The organism is Eggerthella hominis (genome assembly GCF_014287365.1).
In the GTDB taxonomy this organism is placed as follows: domain Bacteria; phylum Actinomycetota; class Coriobacteriia; order Coriobacteriales; family Eggerthellaceae; genus Eggerthella; species Eggerthella guodeyinii.
Genome location: NZ_JACOOA010000008.1, coordinates 14,534 through 30,945, shown reverse-complemented (window position 1 = coordinate 30,945; position 16,412 = coordinate 14,534). Strand labels below are relative to the sequence as shown.

14 protein-coding genes are annotated in these 16,412 nt (G+C 66.8%); 9 read left to right on the top strand and 5 right to left on the bottom strand.

The annotated features are described in order from the left end of the window. Window positions 1-61: 61 nt before the first annotated feature. Window positions 62-721 (top strand): TetR/AcrR family transcriptional regulator, encoded by a 660-nt coding sequence (locus H8S61_RS14930; RefSeq protein ID WP_160942915.1) that lies wholly within the window; start codon window positions 62-64, stop codon window positions 719-721. 100 nt (window positions 722-821) lie between these two features. On the opposite strand, the gene H8S61_RS14925 is transcribed toward H8S61_RS14930, so the two are convergent. Both H8S61_RS14925 and H8S61_RS14920 read right to left on the bottom strand, forming a co-directional pair. Beyond that, window positions 822-2,252 (bottom strand): helix-turn-helix transcriptional regulator, encoded by a 1,431-nt coding sequence (locus H8S61_RS14925; protein WP_186939541.1) that lies wholly within the window; start codon window positions 2,250-2,252, stop codon window positions 822-824. Window positions 2,253-2,379: 127 nt separating this feature from the next. After that, window positions 2,380-4,008, bottom strand: coding sequence for an FAD-dependent oxidoreductase (locus tag H8S61_RS14920; protein WP_186939540.1), 1,629 nt, complete (start codon window positions 4,006-4,008; stop codon window positions 2,380-2,382). Between the two features lie 325 nt (window positions 4,009-4,333). On the opposite strand from H8S61_RS14920, the gene H8S61_RS14915 reads away from it, so the two are divergent. From H8S61_RS14915 to acpS, 5 genes are all read left to right on the top strand, one after another. Continuing rightward, on the top strand, window positions 4,334-4,879 hold the full coding sequence (locus tag H8S61_RS14915) for a hypothetical protein (protein ID WP_366458547.1): 546 nt from the start codon (window positions 4,334-4,336) through the stop codon (window positions 4,877-4,879). Window positions 4,880-4,889: 10 nt separating this feature from the next. Next, a complete protein-coding gene (locus tag H8S61_RS14910; RefSeq protein WP_154334354.1) occupies window positions 4,890-5,222 on the top strand; it encodes a helix-turn-helix domain-containing protein in 333 nt (110 codons plus the stop codon). A gap of 140 nt (window positions 5,223-5,362) precedes the next feature. Next, complete coding sequence (locus tag H8S61_RS14905; RefSeq protein WP_186939539.1) at window positions 5,363-5,965, top strand: hypothetical protein; 603 nt, start codon at window positions 5,363-5,365, stop codon at window positions 5,963-5,965. Window positions 5,966-6,075: 110 nt separating this feature from the next. Then, on the top strand, window positions 6,076-7,905 hold the full coding sequence (gene glmS, locus H8S61_RS14900; protein WP_186939538.1) for a glutamine--fructose-6-phosphate transaminase (isomerizing): 1,830 nt from the start codon (window positions 6,076-6,078) through the stop codon (window positions 7,903-7,905). Further along, the gene (gene acpS / locus H8S61_RS14895) at window positions 7,898-8,491 is read left to right on the top strand and encodes a holo-ACP synthase (RefSeq protein ID WP_160942910.1); all 594 of its coding nucleotides are present in this window, start codon (window positions 7,898-7,900) and stop codon (window positions 8,489-8,491) included. The genes glmS and acpS overlap by 8 nt, the downstream gene beginning before the upstream one ends. A 241-nt stretch (window positions 8,492-8,732) precedes the next feature. Here the strand turns inward: acpS and H8S61_RS14890 are convergent, their stop codons facing one another. Beyond that, complete coding sequence (locus tag H8S61_RS14890) at window positions 8,733-9,698, bottom strand: putative endonuclease domain-containing protein (RefSeq protein WP_186939537.1); 966 nt, start codon at window positions 9,696-9,698, stop codon at window positions 8,733-8,735. A gap of 226 nt (window positions 9,699-9,924) precedes the next feature. Further along, on the bottom strand, window positions 9,925-10,164 hold the full coding sequence (locus tag H8S61_RS14885) for a helix-turn-helix domain-containing protein (protein WP_186939536.1): 240 nt from the start codon (window positions 10,162-10,164) through the stop codon (window positions 9,925-9,927). Window positions 10,165-10,435: 271 nt separating this feature from the next. Between H8S61_RS14885 and H8S61_RS14880 the strand changes: the two genes are divergently transcribed. Further along, complete coding sequence (locus H8S61_RS14880) at window positions 10,436-12,052, top strand: L,D-transpeptidase family protein (protein WP_186939535.1); 1,617 nt, start codon at window positions 10,436-10,438, stop codon at window positions 12,050-12,052. A 43-nt stretch (window positions 12,053-12,095) separates the two neighbouring features. On the opposite strand, the gene H8S61_RS14875 is transcribed toward H8S61_RS14880, so the two are convergent. Beyond that, window positions 12,096-12,968, bottom strand: coding sequence for an NAD(P)H-hydrate dehydratase (locus tag H8S61_RS14875; protein WP_186939534.1), 873 nt, complete (start codon window positions 12,966-12,968; stop codon window positions 12,096-12,098). A gap of 266 nt (window positions 12,969-13,234) precedes the next feature. On the opposite strand from H8S61_RS14875, the gene H8S61_RS14870 reads away from it, so the two are divergent. Both H8S61_RS14870 and ligA read left to right on the top strand, forming a co-directional pair. Next, entirely contained in the window at window positions 13,235-13,762 is a 528-nt protein-coding gene (locus tag H8S61_RS14870; RefSeq protein WP_160942905.1) for an HdeD family acid-resistance protein, read from the top strand. Between the two features lie 148 nt (window positions 13,763-13,910). Next, window positions 13,911-16,052 carry an NAD-dependent DNA ligase LigA gene (gene ligA / locus H8S61_RS14865; RefSeq protein ID WP_186939533.1) on the top strand — a complete coding sequence of 714 codons (2,142 nt, stop codon included), beginning with the start codon at window positions 13,911-13,913 and terminating at the stop codon, window positions 16,050-16,052. Window positions 16,053-16,412: the final 360 nt, after the last annotated feature.

Below are 16,412 nucleotides of genomic sequence, written 5' to 3'. Positions count from 1 at the left end.
TACACTGAGGAATAACAGACGAACGGCCCGGCGGGACACGCCGGGCCGCGGGGGTGATGCAATGACGGGAACGAAGCGCACCGAGAAAGCGTGCGCGACGCGCAAGCAGCTGCTGGACGCGGCGCTGGCCGTGATCGGCGAGAAGGGGTACTCGGCGGCCACGGTCGACGAGATCGTCGAGGCGGCCGGCGTGTCGAAGGGCGTGGCGTACTACCACTTCAAGAGCAAGGCCGCCATGGCCGAGAGCATCCTGGAGGAGGGCATCGGCGACCTCATCGAGGGTTTCGAGCGCATCGCCGCGGAGGCCCCCACCGCGCCTGTGGCCCTCACCGGCATGGTGGAGCTGTTCGCCACGCGCATCTTCGAGAACAAGGCGTTCGGGCGTTTCTTCGTGTCCGAGCTGTGGCGCGAGGGGCGCGTGTGGTCGGAGTCCATGCGCAGCTACGAGGGGCGCCTGCTCGACGTGCTGGAAAGCCAGCTGGCGCGCGGTCAGCGGGAGGGTGTCATCCGGCCCGAGATCGACCCCGCGTTCGAGGCCGTGGCCCTCATCGGCATGGTGCTGACCACCACGCTGTACTATCTCGGCGACGAGGGGCCGCTGTCGGGGGCGCCGTCGCGCCAGCGCGAAGGCGCGCAGGCGATCGGCGGCAAGGACGGCTTCATCGGGCGCATCGCCGATTTCGTCCGCCACGCCAACGCCTGCCCGGGGGTTCTCGACTAGGCAGGGCGCGCGGGGCGAGCATGACGCGCAGCGCGCAGGGCGCGGGTGCGGGACGGGGAGCGCTCGCGGGCGCGCGGGCGCGCGATGCGCGGCGCGGCCGTCAGGCGCGCTCGGGGCGCTCCCCGTCGTCCACGCCGATGATGTCGCGCAGCTGCTTGCGGCTGTTGATGCCCATCTTCTCGTAGATGTGCCGCGTGTGGGCCTTGAACGTCCCCTCGGCGATGAACAGCTCGCGCTCGATGGCGGGCCCGGTCTTCCCGCGGGCGATGAGCCGCAGGATCTCGTCCTCGCGCGGGCTGAGCCGATAGCGTTTCGCGATCTCGCCGCAGCGCGCTTCCAGCCGCTCCTCCTCGGCGCTGCGCTCGATGAGGCCGCCCGATTCCAGCAGCGACACGCCCCATTTCGAGGTGAGCTCGCGCTCCGAGTACAGGATGAAGGTGGCAACCAGCACGAGCACCGCCACGAGGCCGGTGACGGCGGTTTCGTGGACGCCGGTCGGAAGCAGCTGCGCAAGCGCGTTCGCCGCATCGTTTCCCCAGATGATGAACACCTGCTCGACGCTCTTGACGCTGGCGAGCGCGACGACGGCGATGCCGAGCCGCTTCGAGATGTCGTACAGCAGAAGCGACACGAGCACGGTCATCAGCGAGTAGCTCATGGAGATGAAGTAGCTGGACACGTTCGCGCCGAACAGCGATTCGGCGGGGATCAGCAGGAACCCGCACACCATGAGCAGCAGCGGCGAGCGGTACAGCACGCCGATGCCCACGCGTTGGGACAGCAGCAGCACGAACGCGAACAGGGCCGCCATGGTGAGGGCGGTGGACAGCGACGAGTGCATGCCCGCGCCCGCAGCCAGCTGCTGCTGGCGCAGGCCGTACGCGAACGAGTAGACCGCGAACAGGGCGAACAGCTTCCACGGATACGAGAAGCGCGGGTACGTGGGCTTCTGCCGCTCGGATGCGGGCAGCGCCCGGTTCGCGTACGCCACGCTGGCGACGGCCGCGACGGGCAGCACGACCAGCGCGATGCTGCCGCGCAGCTCGTCGAACCCCTCGCAGAAGAACACGATGACCACGGCCATGAACGTGGACGCCGCGGTGTACAGCACGATGCGGATGAGGCTGAGCGCGCCGATGGTCTCGGCCCAGAGGAGCAGGAACACGCTGAACCCGACGCCGCCGGCCACGCCGCCCGCGACGAGCAGCCCGGTCGCGTCGAAGGGGGCGCCCTGCGCGACGACGAGGCAGATCGACGCGCCCAGCATGCCCAGCAGCGCCGCGGGCTTCGTCCATCTTCGGCTGCAGAACGGCACCACCCGGCGGGCCGTGAGCGCGATGGCAAGCGCGAGCAGGCAGTACGCGTAGTCGAACACCACGTGCGGGTCGAAGGGCGCCGCGACGGCCTGGGCGGGCGCGGCGAACGCCAGCGTCATCCACGCCCGCGCGCATCCGAGCGCGAAGAGGTAGGGGACGATGGTGTCGAGGTAGGCCAGCTTCGAAGGCCCGTCGGATCGCTTGAGGGTTTCCATGCCGCCATTATAGCAAGCGGATTCTCCGGGCGCGTGCGCGGCTGCAGCGGCATCCGGGGGCAGGGGGAAGCCGCCGCCTTGGAGGGAGGGGGTCAAGGCGGCGGCGCGGGTGAGCGTGGGTGTCGGCTTACTGCTGGGCGACGTGCGCTCCCGCGACGTAGCCCGACGTGATGGCGCGCCCGATGGAGAGGCCCTCGATGTCCATGGGGTAGTCGACGCCGCCGAAGAACTGGCCGGACGCGTTGCCCACGGCGAACAGGCCGTCGATGGGCTGGAACTGCTCGTTCAGGCACTGGTGGTCGGCGTTCACCACGAGGCCGCCCAGGATGGCGGGCAGCTTGTTGGAGCCGCGGGGAACGGCGTAGTAGGGGCCGCCCTCGATGGGGACGAGGTACTTCGCCGCTTTGCCGAAGTCCTCGTCGCGGCCGGCGGCGCACAGCTCGTTGTACCGGGCGACGGATTCCACGATGCGCTGCTTGTCCAGCTGCATCGCGGTCCAGTCGTTCTCCTGCGCATAGGCGATCATGGCGTCGGCCAGCTCCTCCACCGTGTCGGCCTTGATCCACTTCTCGGGATTCACCTTGTTGTCGCCGTTGTACTGCGAGATGTCGAAGGGCGCTTCCGCCTTCCACTCCTCGAAGTAGTCCTCCCACGTGCTGGGCACGATGCTGAAGAACTTGGCGGCGGTGGAATCCTGGAACCCGGCCTCGGCCAGGTAGGGCCGCGCGAAGTTGTTCATGTAGCCCATGCGGCAGCAGCTTTCGTCCATGAAGCGGTCGCCGTGGACGTCGAGGAACAGAAACGGCATCTCGAGGCGCACGGCGGCGGGCTCGCCGTGGATCATCTTCGTGTGCGTCGTCGGCGTCATGAGCGCGCCCGCCCACATGCCGGCGCACAGCGCGCGGCCGTCGCGGAACGTGGTGAACAGCGAGAAGCCCTTCGTGTCCGGCGCGTAGTAATCGAGCATGTCCTGGTTGCTGGAGTAGTCGCCGCAGGCGAGGATGACGCCCTTGCCCGCCTTGAACAGCAGGTGCTCGTCCTTGTCGTTTTTGCAGATGACGCCCGTGATGCGGCCGTCTTCCTGCTGCAGCTGCACGCAGGGCGTGTTGTAGAAGAACTCGGCGCCGGCCGCGGCGAGGCGCTCGGCGATGACGAGCGCGGCGGCGTTGTGGTTGCCCTCCACGTGGAAGTACGTGTTCGCGTGGAGGTGGATGTCGTAGCCGTTGTACGACAGCGTCGCCTCGTGCGGCTTCGACTCCACGCCGCCCTGAGCGGCCTCGTCGGCCCACCACGCGAGGGCTTCTTGAGAGTTGTGCGCCCACACGTTCACGAGGTCGCGGTTCGAGCGGTAGTCGCTCTTCCAGTTGATGAAGCTCACGCAGGCCTGCACGGCGGCTTCGTCGGTTTGCGCGAGGTCGATGGACGCCGCCATGTTGCCGGTGGTCTGCGCCGTGCCGATGTTCTGGACGCACGCGACGCGCGCGCCGGCCTCGAGCGCGGAGTGCACGGCCGACAGCCCGGATTCGCCCGCGCCCACCACGACGACGTCGAACTCGTGGGTGGCGGCGAAGTCGGTGATGGGCTCGGGCGCTTGCAGGAAGCTCGGGCCTGCCTGCGTCTGGGTGGCAGCGGCCTGCGCGGAGGATGCGTGCTGCGGCGCGCATCCGGCCAGCGCGCTCGCGCCGAGCGCGCCTAATGCGGCGACGCCGCCGAGCCTGAGCGCATCGCGGCGCGTGACGTTCGTGAAATCTCCCATGGTTTCCCCTTCCGGTTGGACGGCGCCCCTGTCGGCGCTCCTTTCGACGCCCAGCACTATGCCCGTCTGGGGCAGCCGCCCGCATCGACCGAAAGAGAAGAAGAGGTTTAAACCTATAAACCTTGGTATAAACCTTGTCGATTTATGATAAAAATTGTAATAGTATTGATACGCTCAACATTCGAGAGGAGATAGATATGCTGTTCTACAGTGAAGGTGCGACGTACGGTTCATGCCTGAATGTAGGTTTAGGTGTCTGCTTCAATTTCGGAATGGGGTCTTTGCCTAAAAAGAAGCCTGCGATGTAGGAAGTTGGTGCGGTTGCGTGGCGAACCCTATGCGGAGAATAGAAGATTCACTTGCTAAGATGAAAGCGTTTAGCTCAAAGCTCAGCACGTTGTTCTTGGTTATGTTCATAGCCGTCTGCGTAACCTCGATAGCGGTTTTCTTACTGGAAATTATTCGCTGTGTAACCATGTCGACGGTGCCTGACCTTGCAAGGATCCTGCAACTCGCATCGGCTTTGATAAACTACGTGATATACGGCGTGATGCTCTTGGTAATGAGGAGCATAGCTAAAGACATCGCCCACGGTAAACCGCCGTTTACCATTGCCCATGCAATTCAAATCAAGGTGATCGCCTGGATGTTCGTTGCTGGATTCATTCTGGGTATTCTCGTTTCGCCTGATTTTGCGGAAATCGCGCAAATCGGTTCGCTAGATTTCGGGCTGACCTCTGATCAGGTGGGTCGATATCCGTCCATACATCTTGACATTAAGTCCCTCGTCGGGGCTATTGTTTGTTTCTCGCTTTCTTCTGTTTGGAAGTACGGGGCGTTGTTGCAAGCCGATTCAGACGATTACCTGTAGGGGCTTGAATATGGCAAAGCACCTGATAGTTGAATTGGAAGCCATGTTGCTCGAGCGGGGCAAGAACAGCAACGACCTCGCGCGCGCCACCGGGCACACGAAGGTCAACGTGTCCAGGATACGGCAGGCGAAGATGCGCGGCATCAGGATGGACACCCTCATGGAGATCTGCCTCGAGCTCGATTGCCAGCCGGGCGACATCCTCAAGATCGTCTCCGACGAGGAGTTCAACCGTCTCGTCGAGGAGCGTCGCAAAGTCGGGGAGGCCCGCGTCAAGGCGGGGATGAGGCGGACCGCCCCCGAACGCGTCTACGAGATCGACCTCGACCTCGGGAGCGAATGATCGGCGCCGTTCACCGGAAGTGCATACTTTTTATCATTAAACGATAATAATGCTGGTAATATGCCAGGTTACTATTCTTGATCAAAGGGGGAAGCACGGCCCGTCTCGCATTGCTTTTTCGCATGGTCGACGAAGGCATCGTGTCCTTCTCCGTGGCGGCGGGCTTCTTGGTCGCCGTGCCTTTGTGCGCCGTCCAGGGCAGCTGGATCGTCGAGTGGTCCTTCGGCATGTTCGTCGCCACCTGGGTGCTGGCCTTCCTGACGGCCTATCCGTTCGTCTGCGTGCTGCTCAACACCTGCTATCTGGCGGCTCCGCCCGACGATGCTGTGCGCGCGGCGGCCGGCAAGCGCATGGAGGCGGCCACGATTTTCGCGGGGGCGTTCGGCGTGTTGTGCGCGGCGCTGCTGACGGCGCCGTCTCGCGTCGATTCGGCGGTTGCGACGGGGCCGGTGGACGGGCTCGCCATCGCCGGGGTCGGCATGCTGGCCTGCCTGGTTTGGTATGCGGCGGCCCGCTTCCTGCCGAGGGGCGGCGAGCCCTCGGCCTCGACGATGCCGGCGCTTGCGGCCCTGCTCGTGGCGTCGACGGCGTTCGGGCTGCTCTGCACCGTCTGCTCGGGCCTCGTCTGGAAAGCCCTCGTCATGCTCTACCCCTTCAATCTCCTCCTCATCCTCGCCAAGCACCTCAGAACGCGCTTGCACGAACGGCGCGGCGGGCGCGCGCGTCGCCTGCTGCGTCGTTGACGGGAAAGATGCGTTTATTGAGCGGATGTGCGACTTCGCCCGACGCGCGTTCGCGCGTGCGGAACCGGTGCGCTAAACTATCGGCGAACCCGAGCACCAAGGAGCCAACCATGTGCGGAATCGTCGGATACACCGGAACCCGTCCCGTCAAGGACATCCTCATCGAAGGCCTGTCGCGGCTTGAGTATCGCGGCTACGACTCGGCCGGCATCGCCGTCGAACAGGACGGCGCGCTGGAAGTCGTGCACTGCAAGGGGAAGGTGAGCGGCCTCGCGCGGCTCGTCGAGCCCCTCAACCTCACCGGCACCTGCGGCATCGGCCACACGCGCTGGGCCACGCACGGCCGCCCGAGCGAGGCGAACGCGCATCCTCACACCTCCTGCGACGGCCGCGTCGCCGTCGTGCACAACGGCATCATCGAGAACTTCGCCGAGCTGCGCGAAGAGCTGGAGGGCCGCGGCCACACGTTCACGAGCCAGACCGACACCGAGGTCATCGCGCACCTCGTGGAGGAGAACCTGCGCGAGAGCCACGATCTGCTGCAGGCCGTGCGCGATGCCACCGAGCGCCTGATCGGCGCGTACGCCATCGCGGCCATCAGCGACCAGGAGCCCGGCACCCTCGTGGCGGCGCGCAAGGACTCGCCGCTCGTGGTGGGGCTCGCCGACGACGGGGCGTTCGTCGCCTCCGACATCATCGCCATGATCGACGACACGCGCAACGTGGTGGTGCTGGCCGACGGCGACGTGGCGAAGCTCACGCCTGCGGCCACCACGTTCTTCAACGTGCGCGGCGAGGCGTACGAGCCCGAGGTGACGCACGTCGATTGGGATCTCGACGTGGCGGAGAAGGGCGGCTACCCCGACTTCATGCTCAAGGAGATCCACGAGCAGCCGCGCGTCATCCGCGACACGCTGGCGGGCCGCCTCGTGAACGGCGCGCTGTCCATCGACGAGCTGGACCTCACGCTGGAGGAGCTCAACCTCATCGACCGCGTGTACGTCATCGCGTGCGGCACGAGCTACCACGCCGGCCTCATCGCGAAGAACCTCATCGAAGGCTGGGCGCGCATCCCCACCGAGGTGGAGGTGGCCAGCGAATTCCGCTACCGCAACCCCATCATCACGCCGTCCACCCTCGTGGTGGCCGTGTCGCAGTCGGGCGAGACCGCCGACACGCTGGCGGCCATCCGCGACGCGCGCGTGAAGGGCGCGAAGGTGTTCGGCATCACGAACGTCGTGGGCTCGCCCGTGGCGCGCGAGAGCGACGGCGTGATCTACACGAAGGCCAACAAGGAGATCGCGGTGGCCTCCACGAAGTCGTTCCTGGGCCAGGTGGTGTCGCTGACGCTGCTCGGCATGCTGCTTGCCCAGGTCAAAGGCAAGCTCAAGACGAACCAGGTGCGCTTGCTGTTCCACGAGCTGGCCGACACGGCCGAGCAGGTGGAGCGCATCCTGGCCGATGCGACCGCCATCGACGAGGCGGCCCGCGCGTGCAAGGACGCTTCGAGCGCGCTGTTCGTGGGCCGCGGCATGGGCGCCGCCATCGCTTGCGAAGGCGCGCTCAAGCTCAAGGAGATCAGCTACCTGCACGCCGAGGCCTATCCGGCCGGCGAGATGAAGCACGGCCCCATCGCGCTCATCGACGAGGGCTTCCCGGTCATCGCGGTGGCCACGAAGAGCCCCGTCTACGACAAGCTCGTGTCGAACCTGCAGGAGGCGAAGGCCCGCGGCGCGATGGTGGTGGCCATCGCCACCGAGGGCGACGAGGACATCAAGCACCACGCCGACCACGTCATCTACATCCCGAAGGTGCGCGACGCGTTCTCGGCCATCACGGCCAGCGTGCCGTTGCAGCTGTTCGCGCGCGCCATCGCCGTCGAGCGCGGCTGCGACGTGGACCAGCCCCGCAACCTGGCCAAGTCGGTGACCGTTGAGTAGGGAGGCGGCGGCCGAGCGGGCCGCAACCGCCAGCGCCGCCGAAGCGGCGTCGTCGGCGTTCGAAGGCGTCGAGGGTGCGGTGGGCCTCGGCGTGGACATCGTGGAGATCGCCCGCATGCGGCGCATCCTCGAGCGCACGCCGAGCTTCCGCGAGAAGGTGTTCTCCGAGGAGGAGCGCGCCTACTGCGAATCCACGGCCAACCCCGAGGTGCATTACGCCACGCGCTTCGCCGCGAAGGAGGCCGTGCTCAAGGCGCTCGGCACCGGGTTCTCGCGCGGCGTCGCGAACCACGACGTGGAGGTGCGCCGCAACGCGAAGGGCCGCCCCTCCGTGGTGCTGCACGGCCGCGCGAAGGAGATCGCCGCCGAGCAGGGCGTGCGCGAGCTGCCGCTGTCGCTGTCGTACACGCATACCGACGCCGTGGCCTGCGCGCTCGCCATCACCGAGGAGTCGGTGCGTGCGCAGGAGGAACGCGTGAACCCCATGGAGGAGCTGGCGAAGCAGTTCAAGGAAGCCCGCAGCCTCCTCGACGAGATGGACAAGCCGGCGGCGGGAGCGGGGGCCCCGGAGGCTGAGGCCCGCTGACGGTGATCCCGCGCGCCCGGGCCGCGTCTTCGACGCGCGAATCGGGCGGAACCAAGCAATTTTGACGTTTTGCGAACTTCGCTGCTCGAATCCCAAACGTTGTTCTTTTCGCGTACGCCCACGACCTGCTGTTTTGCGCGCAGCGCAAAATCTGGTTAGTTTCGAGCGCGGAATAAAGTTCGCAAAACGTCAAAATTGCTTCGATCTGCCCGATTCGCGTGTTCTGCGGATCTCGCTCGATCTAAAGTCCCTGCCGCATGAGCCGCGTGTGGAGCTCGCGTTGTCGGGCGGCGTAGTCTTTGCAGCGCGGTTGAATCTGCTTGCCGAGGCGACCTGCCACTACGTGTGCGAGCTTATTGAATTCCCAGAGGTTTTTGACCTGCTTGTTCGTGATGGTAAGCATGGTGATGCCAACGGATTCCAAGTCGTTTCGCCGTCGGGCGTCGCGCGCGATGCGGTCTGCTCCAGTATGCGCGAGGTCGCTGTCGTACTCGAGGCCCAGTTTCGCTGCGGGCCAGTACAGGTCGATGCGGTACGTTTTCCTCGTTTTCGTTGCGCCTATCCGCTGCAAAACGGCGACCTCGTGGTTCAAGCGTGGTTGACCGAAACCGCACCCGCCGAGCGCGCACGGCAGCTCGAAGAGCATGGACACGTCGGTCTCCCTTGGAGAAGCCGACCGGGGGAGAACGTGCTGGAGGGCCCATCGTGCCGCTTTCGTTCCGTGAACGCCGGGGATGCGCTTGAGGTACGACTGCATGCGTGGGACGGTGGTGAGCGGATTGCGTGCATAGAAGCCGTCGGGATGGGTGCGCGAAAGGGCGTACGAGCCGCAGAGCTCGTAGCCTATGCGGATAAGGTCGACACGGTGCGCCAAGGTTCCGATCTGAGGGAACAGCAGTTCGGGGGAAGCGGCGAACAGTTCGTTTTCGCTGCGAACGAACAGGATGGATCCATGGGGAAGCGAGGCGGTGCCGACGCTGTGGCCCGCGACGAGGCTCGTCCTACGGCGTCTCGTCTCGCGTGACGCCATCACATGGCGCGGCGCGCTCAGCGCGTTGGCGAAGGGGACGGCCTCTGCGATCTCGGCGGAGCTCGGTAGGCGTTCGGGCAATGCGAAGCCGCGCGACGCGGGCTGGCGGCGGAGGAAAGCGGCGTTGGACGCCCGCGTGCACTCAAGCGCTGATATGTGGCTGAATACGATGTGCATGTCGCCCAGTATAGCTGCTTTGATCAGGTAAAACAACGATTTCACGCGCTGGAAACGCGTTGGGTTTCCGCTGGAAACGCGCTAGGTTTCTGCTAGAAACGCGCTAGGTTTCCGTTGGGTTCACGCTCGAACCGCGTGGCATTAGCGCTAGATCCGCGTGAGAAACACGCTGGATTCGCGTCGTGCTCACGCTAGAAAATGCGGGGTTTTCCGCCGCCCCCTTCCGCTACCCCTTGTCGCCGAAGCGGCGGCGGGCCTCGTCGTCTTCCATGTATTCCAGCAGGTCGCCCGGCTGGCAGTCGAAAATGCGGCAGAGCTCGTCGAGCGTCTCGATGCGAAACGCCCGGATCTTGCCGTTCTTGATGCGCGACACGGTTTGCACGGTGCAATCGAGCTCGGCGGCGAGTTCTACCGACTGCATCTTCTTCGCGGCCAGCAGCTTGTCGAGGTTGAAGATAATCGCCATGGCAATCGCCTACGGGGCGTCAACGGACGACGGGTCGAATACGACCAGGGGGGGGGTATGCGTAATCCGGCTCCTCATCGCGTTGTGCATGCGCGTCCTCCTGACGGCGAACATGAAACTATGTTTGCGGAGATTATAATTCCTTCGAGTGCCGTTTGCCCCGTAAAGTTAAGCGTTTCATTTAATTTGTTAAGCAAAAGCATTGAAATGTGCGGCCAAGCTCGGTAAGTTGATGGAATACGTGCACGAGGAGAGACGAGGAGGCGCCCTCATGACGCCGGAACACGACACGCAAGGCCAAGACGACGGTCATCAGGCGACGCCCTCCCACGACGTCGACGGTTTCGACGCGCCTCCCGACCGGTTCACCTCGTTCGTGCCCGCGTCGCGGGGCGCCCGCCCGGGCCCCGCCCACGGAATTCCCGCCAATCCCGGCAATCGCGGCAACCAGCGCGGCCCCTCGCGGCAGAGGCCCGCGTTCACCAAGAAGGCCGCCTTCATCGCGGTCGGCGCGCTCGTGGGCGTGGTCGCGATCGTGTACCTGGCGGGGGCGTTCGCCTTCATGGACCGCTTCATGCCGAACACCACCATCATGGGCAAGGACGTGTCGCTCAAAACCACCGCCGAAGTGCAGGACCTGCTCACCGACGTGGCGAAAAGCTATCAGCTCGACGTCTCGGGGCAGGGCTTCTCGCTGACCCTCACCTCCTCCGACCTGGGCACCGCCATCAACAGCCAGAGCGTGACGGACGCCATGCACGCCGATGCCAGCCCGTGGGCGTGGCCGGTCGAGATCTTCGCCGCGCACGACGAAACCGACAAGCTGGCCACCTCGAACGGCAAGCTGGACGAGGCCGTGCGCAAGGCGGTCGAGACGTTCAACGAGCAGGCCGAAGCGCCGCGCAACGCCGGGCTCGACTACGACGGCGGCAGCTCGCGGTTCGTCGTGCGCGCCGAGACCGTCGGCACCGCGCTCGACGCCGACAAGGTGGTCGAGGCGGTGAACGCGGCCGTCGCCGAGCTCGAATCGTCCGTCGTCCTCACCGAGGATGCGCTGCAGCAGCCCACGCTGTTCTCGGACGACGAGCGCCTGGCGAAGTCGGCCGACGACGCGAACGCGCTGCTGCAAGCCGACTTCTCGCTCAACTTGGGCGACACGCCCGTGGCCCGGGTGGACGCCGACCAGATCGCCGACTGGATGCGCCTGCGCGACGACGCCTCGGTGGGCATCGACGAGCAGCTCGTGGCCGCCTGGGTGCAGGACACGGCGTCCGCGTGCAACACCTACCAGGCACGCCGCACGTTCACGCGCGCCGACGGCAAGGAGGTCACCGTGTCGGGCGGCGTGTACGGCTGGATCATCGACAAGGACAAGCTGCAAGAGACGATCATGAACGGCGTGAACTCCGCGCAGACCGGCGACGTGGCCATTCCCTGCGAGCAGGAGGCGGGCGCCTACGACGGCCTGCACGGCCGCGACTGGGGCAAGCGCTACGTCGACGTCGACCTCGGCGAGCAGCACGCGCGCCTCTACGACGACCAGGGCTCCCTCGTGTGGGAGTCGGACGTGGTCACGGGCACGCCGGACGGCGAGCACGACACCCCCGAGGGCATCTACGTGATCAACGGCAAGGAGAGCCCGTCGAAGCTGATCGGCCAGATGGAGCCCGAGACGGGCGAGCCGGAGTACAAGACGGAAGTGAAGACGTGGATGCCGTTCGTGGAGAACTACATCGGCTTCCACGACGCCGAGTGGCAGTCCGCGTTCGGCGGCTCGCGCTACTCCTCGGGCTACGGCAGCCACGGCTGCGTCAACTTGCCGCCCGACAAGTCGGTGGAGCTGTACGACCTCATCGAGGTGGGCGACGTCGTGGTGAGCCACTGGTAGGATCGCCGCCGCGCCCCGCAGCCTCCGCGCCCCGGCTCGCGCCCTACGCGCCCACGAGCTCCGCGAGCGCGTCGGGCACGCATACGATGACGTCCTCCGCCGTCGCGGCGATGACCGACCAGCGCGCCGCCGCGGCCAACCCGGCGCGGCCGTGCAGCTCGGTGCCCAGCACGCACGCCTCGAACGGGTCGAGGCCCTGCGCCAGCAGCGCCGCCGTCATGCCGGCCAGCACGTCGCCCGTCCCGGCCTTGGCCAGCGCGGGGGTGCCGTGCGTCATGCGCACGGTCCGCTCGCCGTCCGAGACGTACGTGACCGGCCCCTTCACCACGGCGATCACGCCGTATGCCAGCGACAGCGCCTGCGCGAGCGCGCCCGGGTCGTCGGTGGGCAGGTCGAAGGGGCGCGCGAGGCGGGCGGCCTCGCCGGCGTGCGGCGTGACCACGGTGGGGTTCCCGTTGAGGAAGCGCCGCTTCAGCAGGCGCCGCCCCTTTTCCGAGACGAGCGCGTTGAGCCCGGTGCCGTCCACCAGCACGGGCGCGTCGGCGTGCTTGAGCACGAAGTGCGCGAGCTTCTCCGTGCCGCCGTCGTCCGCGTCGAACCCGCAGCCCACGAGGTAGGCGCGCGGCTTGTCGGGCGTCGAGGCCGGCAGGTTCGCCGCGAGGGCCGCGCGCGGGCGCACGACGAGGGAGGGTCGGTAGCCCTGCACGAGCGGGACGGCCGACGGGCTGGTGAACACCTCGGTGTAGCCGGCGCCCATGCGCTGGCTCGCGTAGGCCGCCAGGCACGCCGCGCCCGGATAGCGCTCGCTGCCCACCACGGCGCTCAGCGTGCCGCGCGCGTACTTGTTCGCGTCGTCGGCCGGCAGCGGCACGAGGGCCACCAGCTCGTCGTTGCTGTATTCCCGGACATCCTGCATGGGCACACCGCCTTGTCTTTCGAGGAAGCACGTTGAGGAAGCACGTGCTCGCATTCTACCGCGTATCGCGGGCGAGCGCGACCGCGGCGCGAAACGGTAACGCCGCGCCGAATCGGCCCGTAACCGTGCGTAAACGGATGTCGGAGCCGCGCGTTCCGCTTCTCCCGTGCGATAAAATGGCGGAAACAACCACCGCGTTGCGCGCGCCCTCCGCCCGGCGCCGGCGCGCCGCGCGACGCGATCACGGCGACCAAGGAGCACATCTCATGGATACGACCAACAAGCACGACTGGGGCCTCATCATCGCGGGCGTCCTGCTCGTCATCTGCAGCATGTTCTTTCTCTTCGCACCGGGCCTGGCGCTCGTCACCATCACGGTGATCGCCGGCGCGGCGTTCCTCGTGTCGGGCATCTTCGACATCATCAACTACTTCCGCTTCCGCAAGGCCATGAACCTGTCGGGCTGGGCCCTGGCCTACGCGGCCCTCGACATCGTGCTGGGCATCCTGTTCCTCGTGAACCCGCTCGTGTCGGCCGGCGCGCTGGCATGGTTCATCGGCGCGTTCTTCATCGTGTTCGGCGTGTTCGAGGCCGTCGGCGCGTTCAAGGTGCGCAACATGGGCGTGTCCATGTGGGGCTGGATGCTGTTCTCGGGCATCGTCGGCGCGCTGTGCGGCCTGACGTTCTTCATCGCTCCCGCCATGCTGGGCGTCTTCCTGTCCGTGTTCATCCTCATGCGCGGCGCGTCGCTCATCTTCTACGGCTGGAACACCGGCAAGGCGATGCTCGCCTAGCGCGAACGTACGGAGCATGGAACGTTTGCTGAAACCCTGAGCCGAGCGCACAGCGGCGTCCCGGCTCGTGGTAGAATTCCGAGGAAAACAGGCGAAGGCCCCGAATCGTTCGGGGCCTTCTTCCCGATAGTGCGAAACGGTGAAGAACATGGCAGACGAACAGCAATCCTTGCTCGACGAGCAGGCGCTCGCGAAAGCGACCAGCGATCCGGCCGCGCGCATCGACGCGCTCAGGCGCGAGATCGAGCACCACAGCTACCTGTACTATGCCAACGACGCGCCGTCCATCTCCGACGCCGCGTTCGACTCGCTCATGCGCGAGCTGCGCGAGCTGGAGGCGGCCCATCCCCAGCTCATCGACCCGTCCAGCCCTACGCAACGCGTCGGCGGCTACGTGGGCGAGCAGTTCGCCCCCGTGCGCCACGAGCGGCGGATGTACTCGCTCGACAACGCCATGGACCTCGAGGAGCTGGACGCGTGGATCGAGCGCGTGGCAGAGGCGTTCGGCCGCATGGTGCCCGTGGTGTGCGAGCTCAAGATCGACGGCTCGTCCATCGCGTTGACGTACGAGGGCGGGCGCCTCGTGCGCGCGGCGACGCGCGGCGACGGCACCACCGGCGAGGACGTCACCGCCAACATGCGCACGGTGAAGGACGTGCCGCTGCGCCTGCGCGAGACGGCCCTCGGCGGGCTGCGGGACGCGGAGGCGCCGGTTGAGCTGCGCGGCGAGGTGTATATGCCGAAGTCCAGCTTCGACGCGCTCAACGTTGCCGCCGAGGCCAATGGCAAGCAGGCGTTCGCGAACCCGCGCAATGCCGCGGCCGGCAGCCTGCGCCAGAAGGACCCCGCCATCACGGCGAACCGCGACCTGTCCACGTTCATCTACGCGGTTGCCGACGAGCGCGCCCTGGCGGTCGAGGGCCAGTGGGAGCTGCTGGCGTGGCTGCGCGAAGCGGGCTTCCACGTGAACCCCGACGTCGAGCTGTGCGAGACGCGCGAGGCGGTGCACGCGTTCTGCGAACGCGCCATCGAGCGCCGCGAGGACCTGCCCTACGAGATCGACGGTGTGGTGGTGAAGGTGAACGCCTTCGTGCAGCAGGAGTCGATGGGCTACACGGCCCGCGCGCCGCGCTGGGCCATCGCGTTCAAGTTCCCGCCCGAGGAGAAGACGACGCTCCTGCGCGACATCACCGTGCAGGTGGGGCGCACCGGCAAGCTGACGCCCGTGGCCGAGCTCGAGCCCGTGGTGGTGGCCGGCTCCACCGTGGCCCGCGCGACGCTGCACAACGAGGACGAGGTGCAGCGCAAGGACGTGCGCGTGGGCGACACCGTCATCGTGCGCAAGGCCGGCGACGTCATCCCCGAGGTGCTGGGGCCCGTGCTGGCGCTGCGACCCGACGGTGCCGTGCCGTGGCAGATGCCGAGCACGTGCCCGTCGTGCGGCTCGCCCGTCATCCGCGAGGAGGGCGAGGTGGACTTCCGCTGCATCTCCATCGACTGCCCGGCGCAAGCGCTGGAGCGGCTGCTCCATTGGGCCAGCCGTGGCGCCATGGACATCGACGGCATGGGCGAGGAGATCGTGTCGCGCCTCGTGGAAAGCGGCCGTTTGACCGACGTGGCCGACTACTACACGCTGGACGAAGTGGAGCTGTCGCTGCTCGACATGGGCCGCGTGAACAAGGAGGGCGAGCCCATCCGCCTCGGGTCCACCGTGGCGAAGAAGCTCGTGGCCGCCATCGACGAGAGCCGCGCGCGCCCGTTCGCCCGCGCGCTGTTCGGCCTCGGCATCCGCCACGTGGGCAAGACCATCGCCGAGCTGCTGGCGGCAGCCTACCCGTCCATCGAGGCGCTCATGGAGGCTTCGGAGGAGGACCTGGCCGCCATCGACGGCGTGGGCCCGAAGATCGCGCGCAGCGCGTACCTGTTCCTGCGCACGCCCGACAACGCGGCCGTCATCGAGCGGCTGCGCAAGCGCGGCGTGGCGCTCGAGGACGCGGCCGCCGACGCGGCCGAGCAGCTGCCGCAGACGCTCGAGGGCCTCACGTTCGTGCTGACCGGGTCGCTCGTGGAAAGCGGGATGACCCGCGACGAGGCGGGCGCGGCGCTCAAGGCGCGCGGTGCGAAGGTGTCGGGCAGCGTGTCGAAGAAGACGAGCTTCGTCGTGGCCGGCGAGGCCGCCGGCTCCAAGTACGACAAGGCCGTGACGCTCGGCGTCCCCGTGCTGGACGAAGCCGCCCTGCTGCGCATCTTGGCGACGGGCGAGGCTCCCGAGCCCGAAGCCGCGAGCTGACCTCCATCGTCCCCGAGCGAACGGAGGCCGGGACACGCGAATCGCCGAGTTCTAAGCAATTTTTGCGTTTTGCGGCTACTCAGGGCGCGATCCGGCCGGTTTCCTCCGAATGGGAAAAAGCTGACCTGGGACGATGCAGGGAATCTCGTGCCCGACGACAGCCGAGAGCCTCTCAAAGCGGGCGAATCGTTCGCAAAACGAAAGAATCGCTTACTTCGAGCCGATTTGCGTGTCCGGTGGTCGGGCCCGATCGCGTGGGTGCAGGTCGTCCGACGCCGTGCCGCCGGTGGCGTTCGCCAGGCGCTGCCCGCCGCTCACCCAAGGGAGTTACGGAAATGGAATTCGTAACATCACTAAGGG

Bases quoted from the DNA above. Each gene is read 5' to 3' on its own strand.
- H8S61_RS14870 (WP_160942905.1), top strand. From the start codon at position 13,235: ATGGATACGACCAACAAGCACGACTGGGGCCTCATCATCGCGGGCGTC.
- H8S61_RS14880 (WP_186939535.1), top strand. From the start codon at position 10,436: ATGACGCCGGAACACGACACGCAAGGCCAAGACGACGGTCATCAGGCG.
- H8S61_RS14885 (WP_186939536.1), bottom strand. From the start codon at position 10,164: ATGGCGATTATCTTCAACCTCGACAAGCTGCTGGCCGCGAAGAAGATG.
- H8S61_RS14910 (WP_154334354.1), top strand. From the start codon at position 4,890: ATGGCAAAGCACCTGATAGTTGAATTGGAAGCCATGTTGCTCGAGCGG.
- ligA (WP_186939533.1), top strand. From the start codon at position 13,911: ATGGCAGACGAACAGCAATCCTTGCTCGACGAGCAGGCGCTCGCGAAA.
- H8S61_RS14930 (WP_160942915.1), top strand. From the start codon at position 62: ATGACGGGAACGAAGCGCACCGAGAAAGCGTGCGCGACGCGCAAGCAG.
- H8S61_RS14920 (WP_186939540.1), bottom strand. From the start codon at position 4,008: ATGGGAGATTTCACGAACGTCACGCGCCGCGATGCGCTCAGGCTCGGC.
- H8S61_RS14875 (WP_186939534.1), bottom strand. From the start codon at position 12,968: ATGCAGGATGTCCGGGAATACAGCAACGACGAGCTGGTGGCCCTCGTG.
- glmS (WP_186939538.1), top strand. From the start codon at position 6,076: ATGTGCGGAATCGTCGGATACACCGGAACCCGTCCCGTCAAGGACATC.
- H8S61_RS14890 (WP_186939537.1), bottom strand. From the start codon at position 9,698: ATGCACATCGTATTCAGCCACATATCAGCGCTTGAGTGCACGCGGGCG.
- H8S61_RS14925 (WP_186939541.1), bottom strand. From the start codon at position 2,252: ATGGAAACCCTCAAGCGATCCGACGGGCCTTCGAAGCTGGCCTACCTC.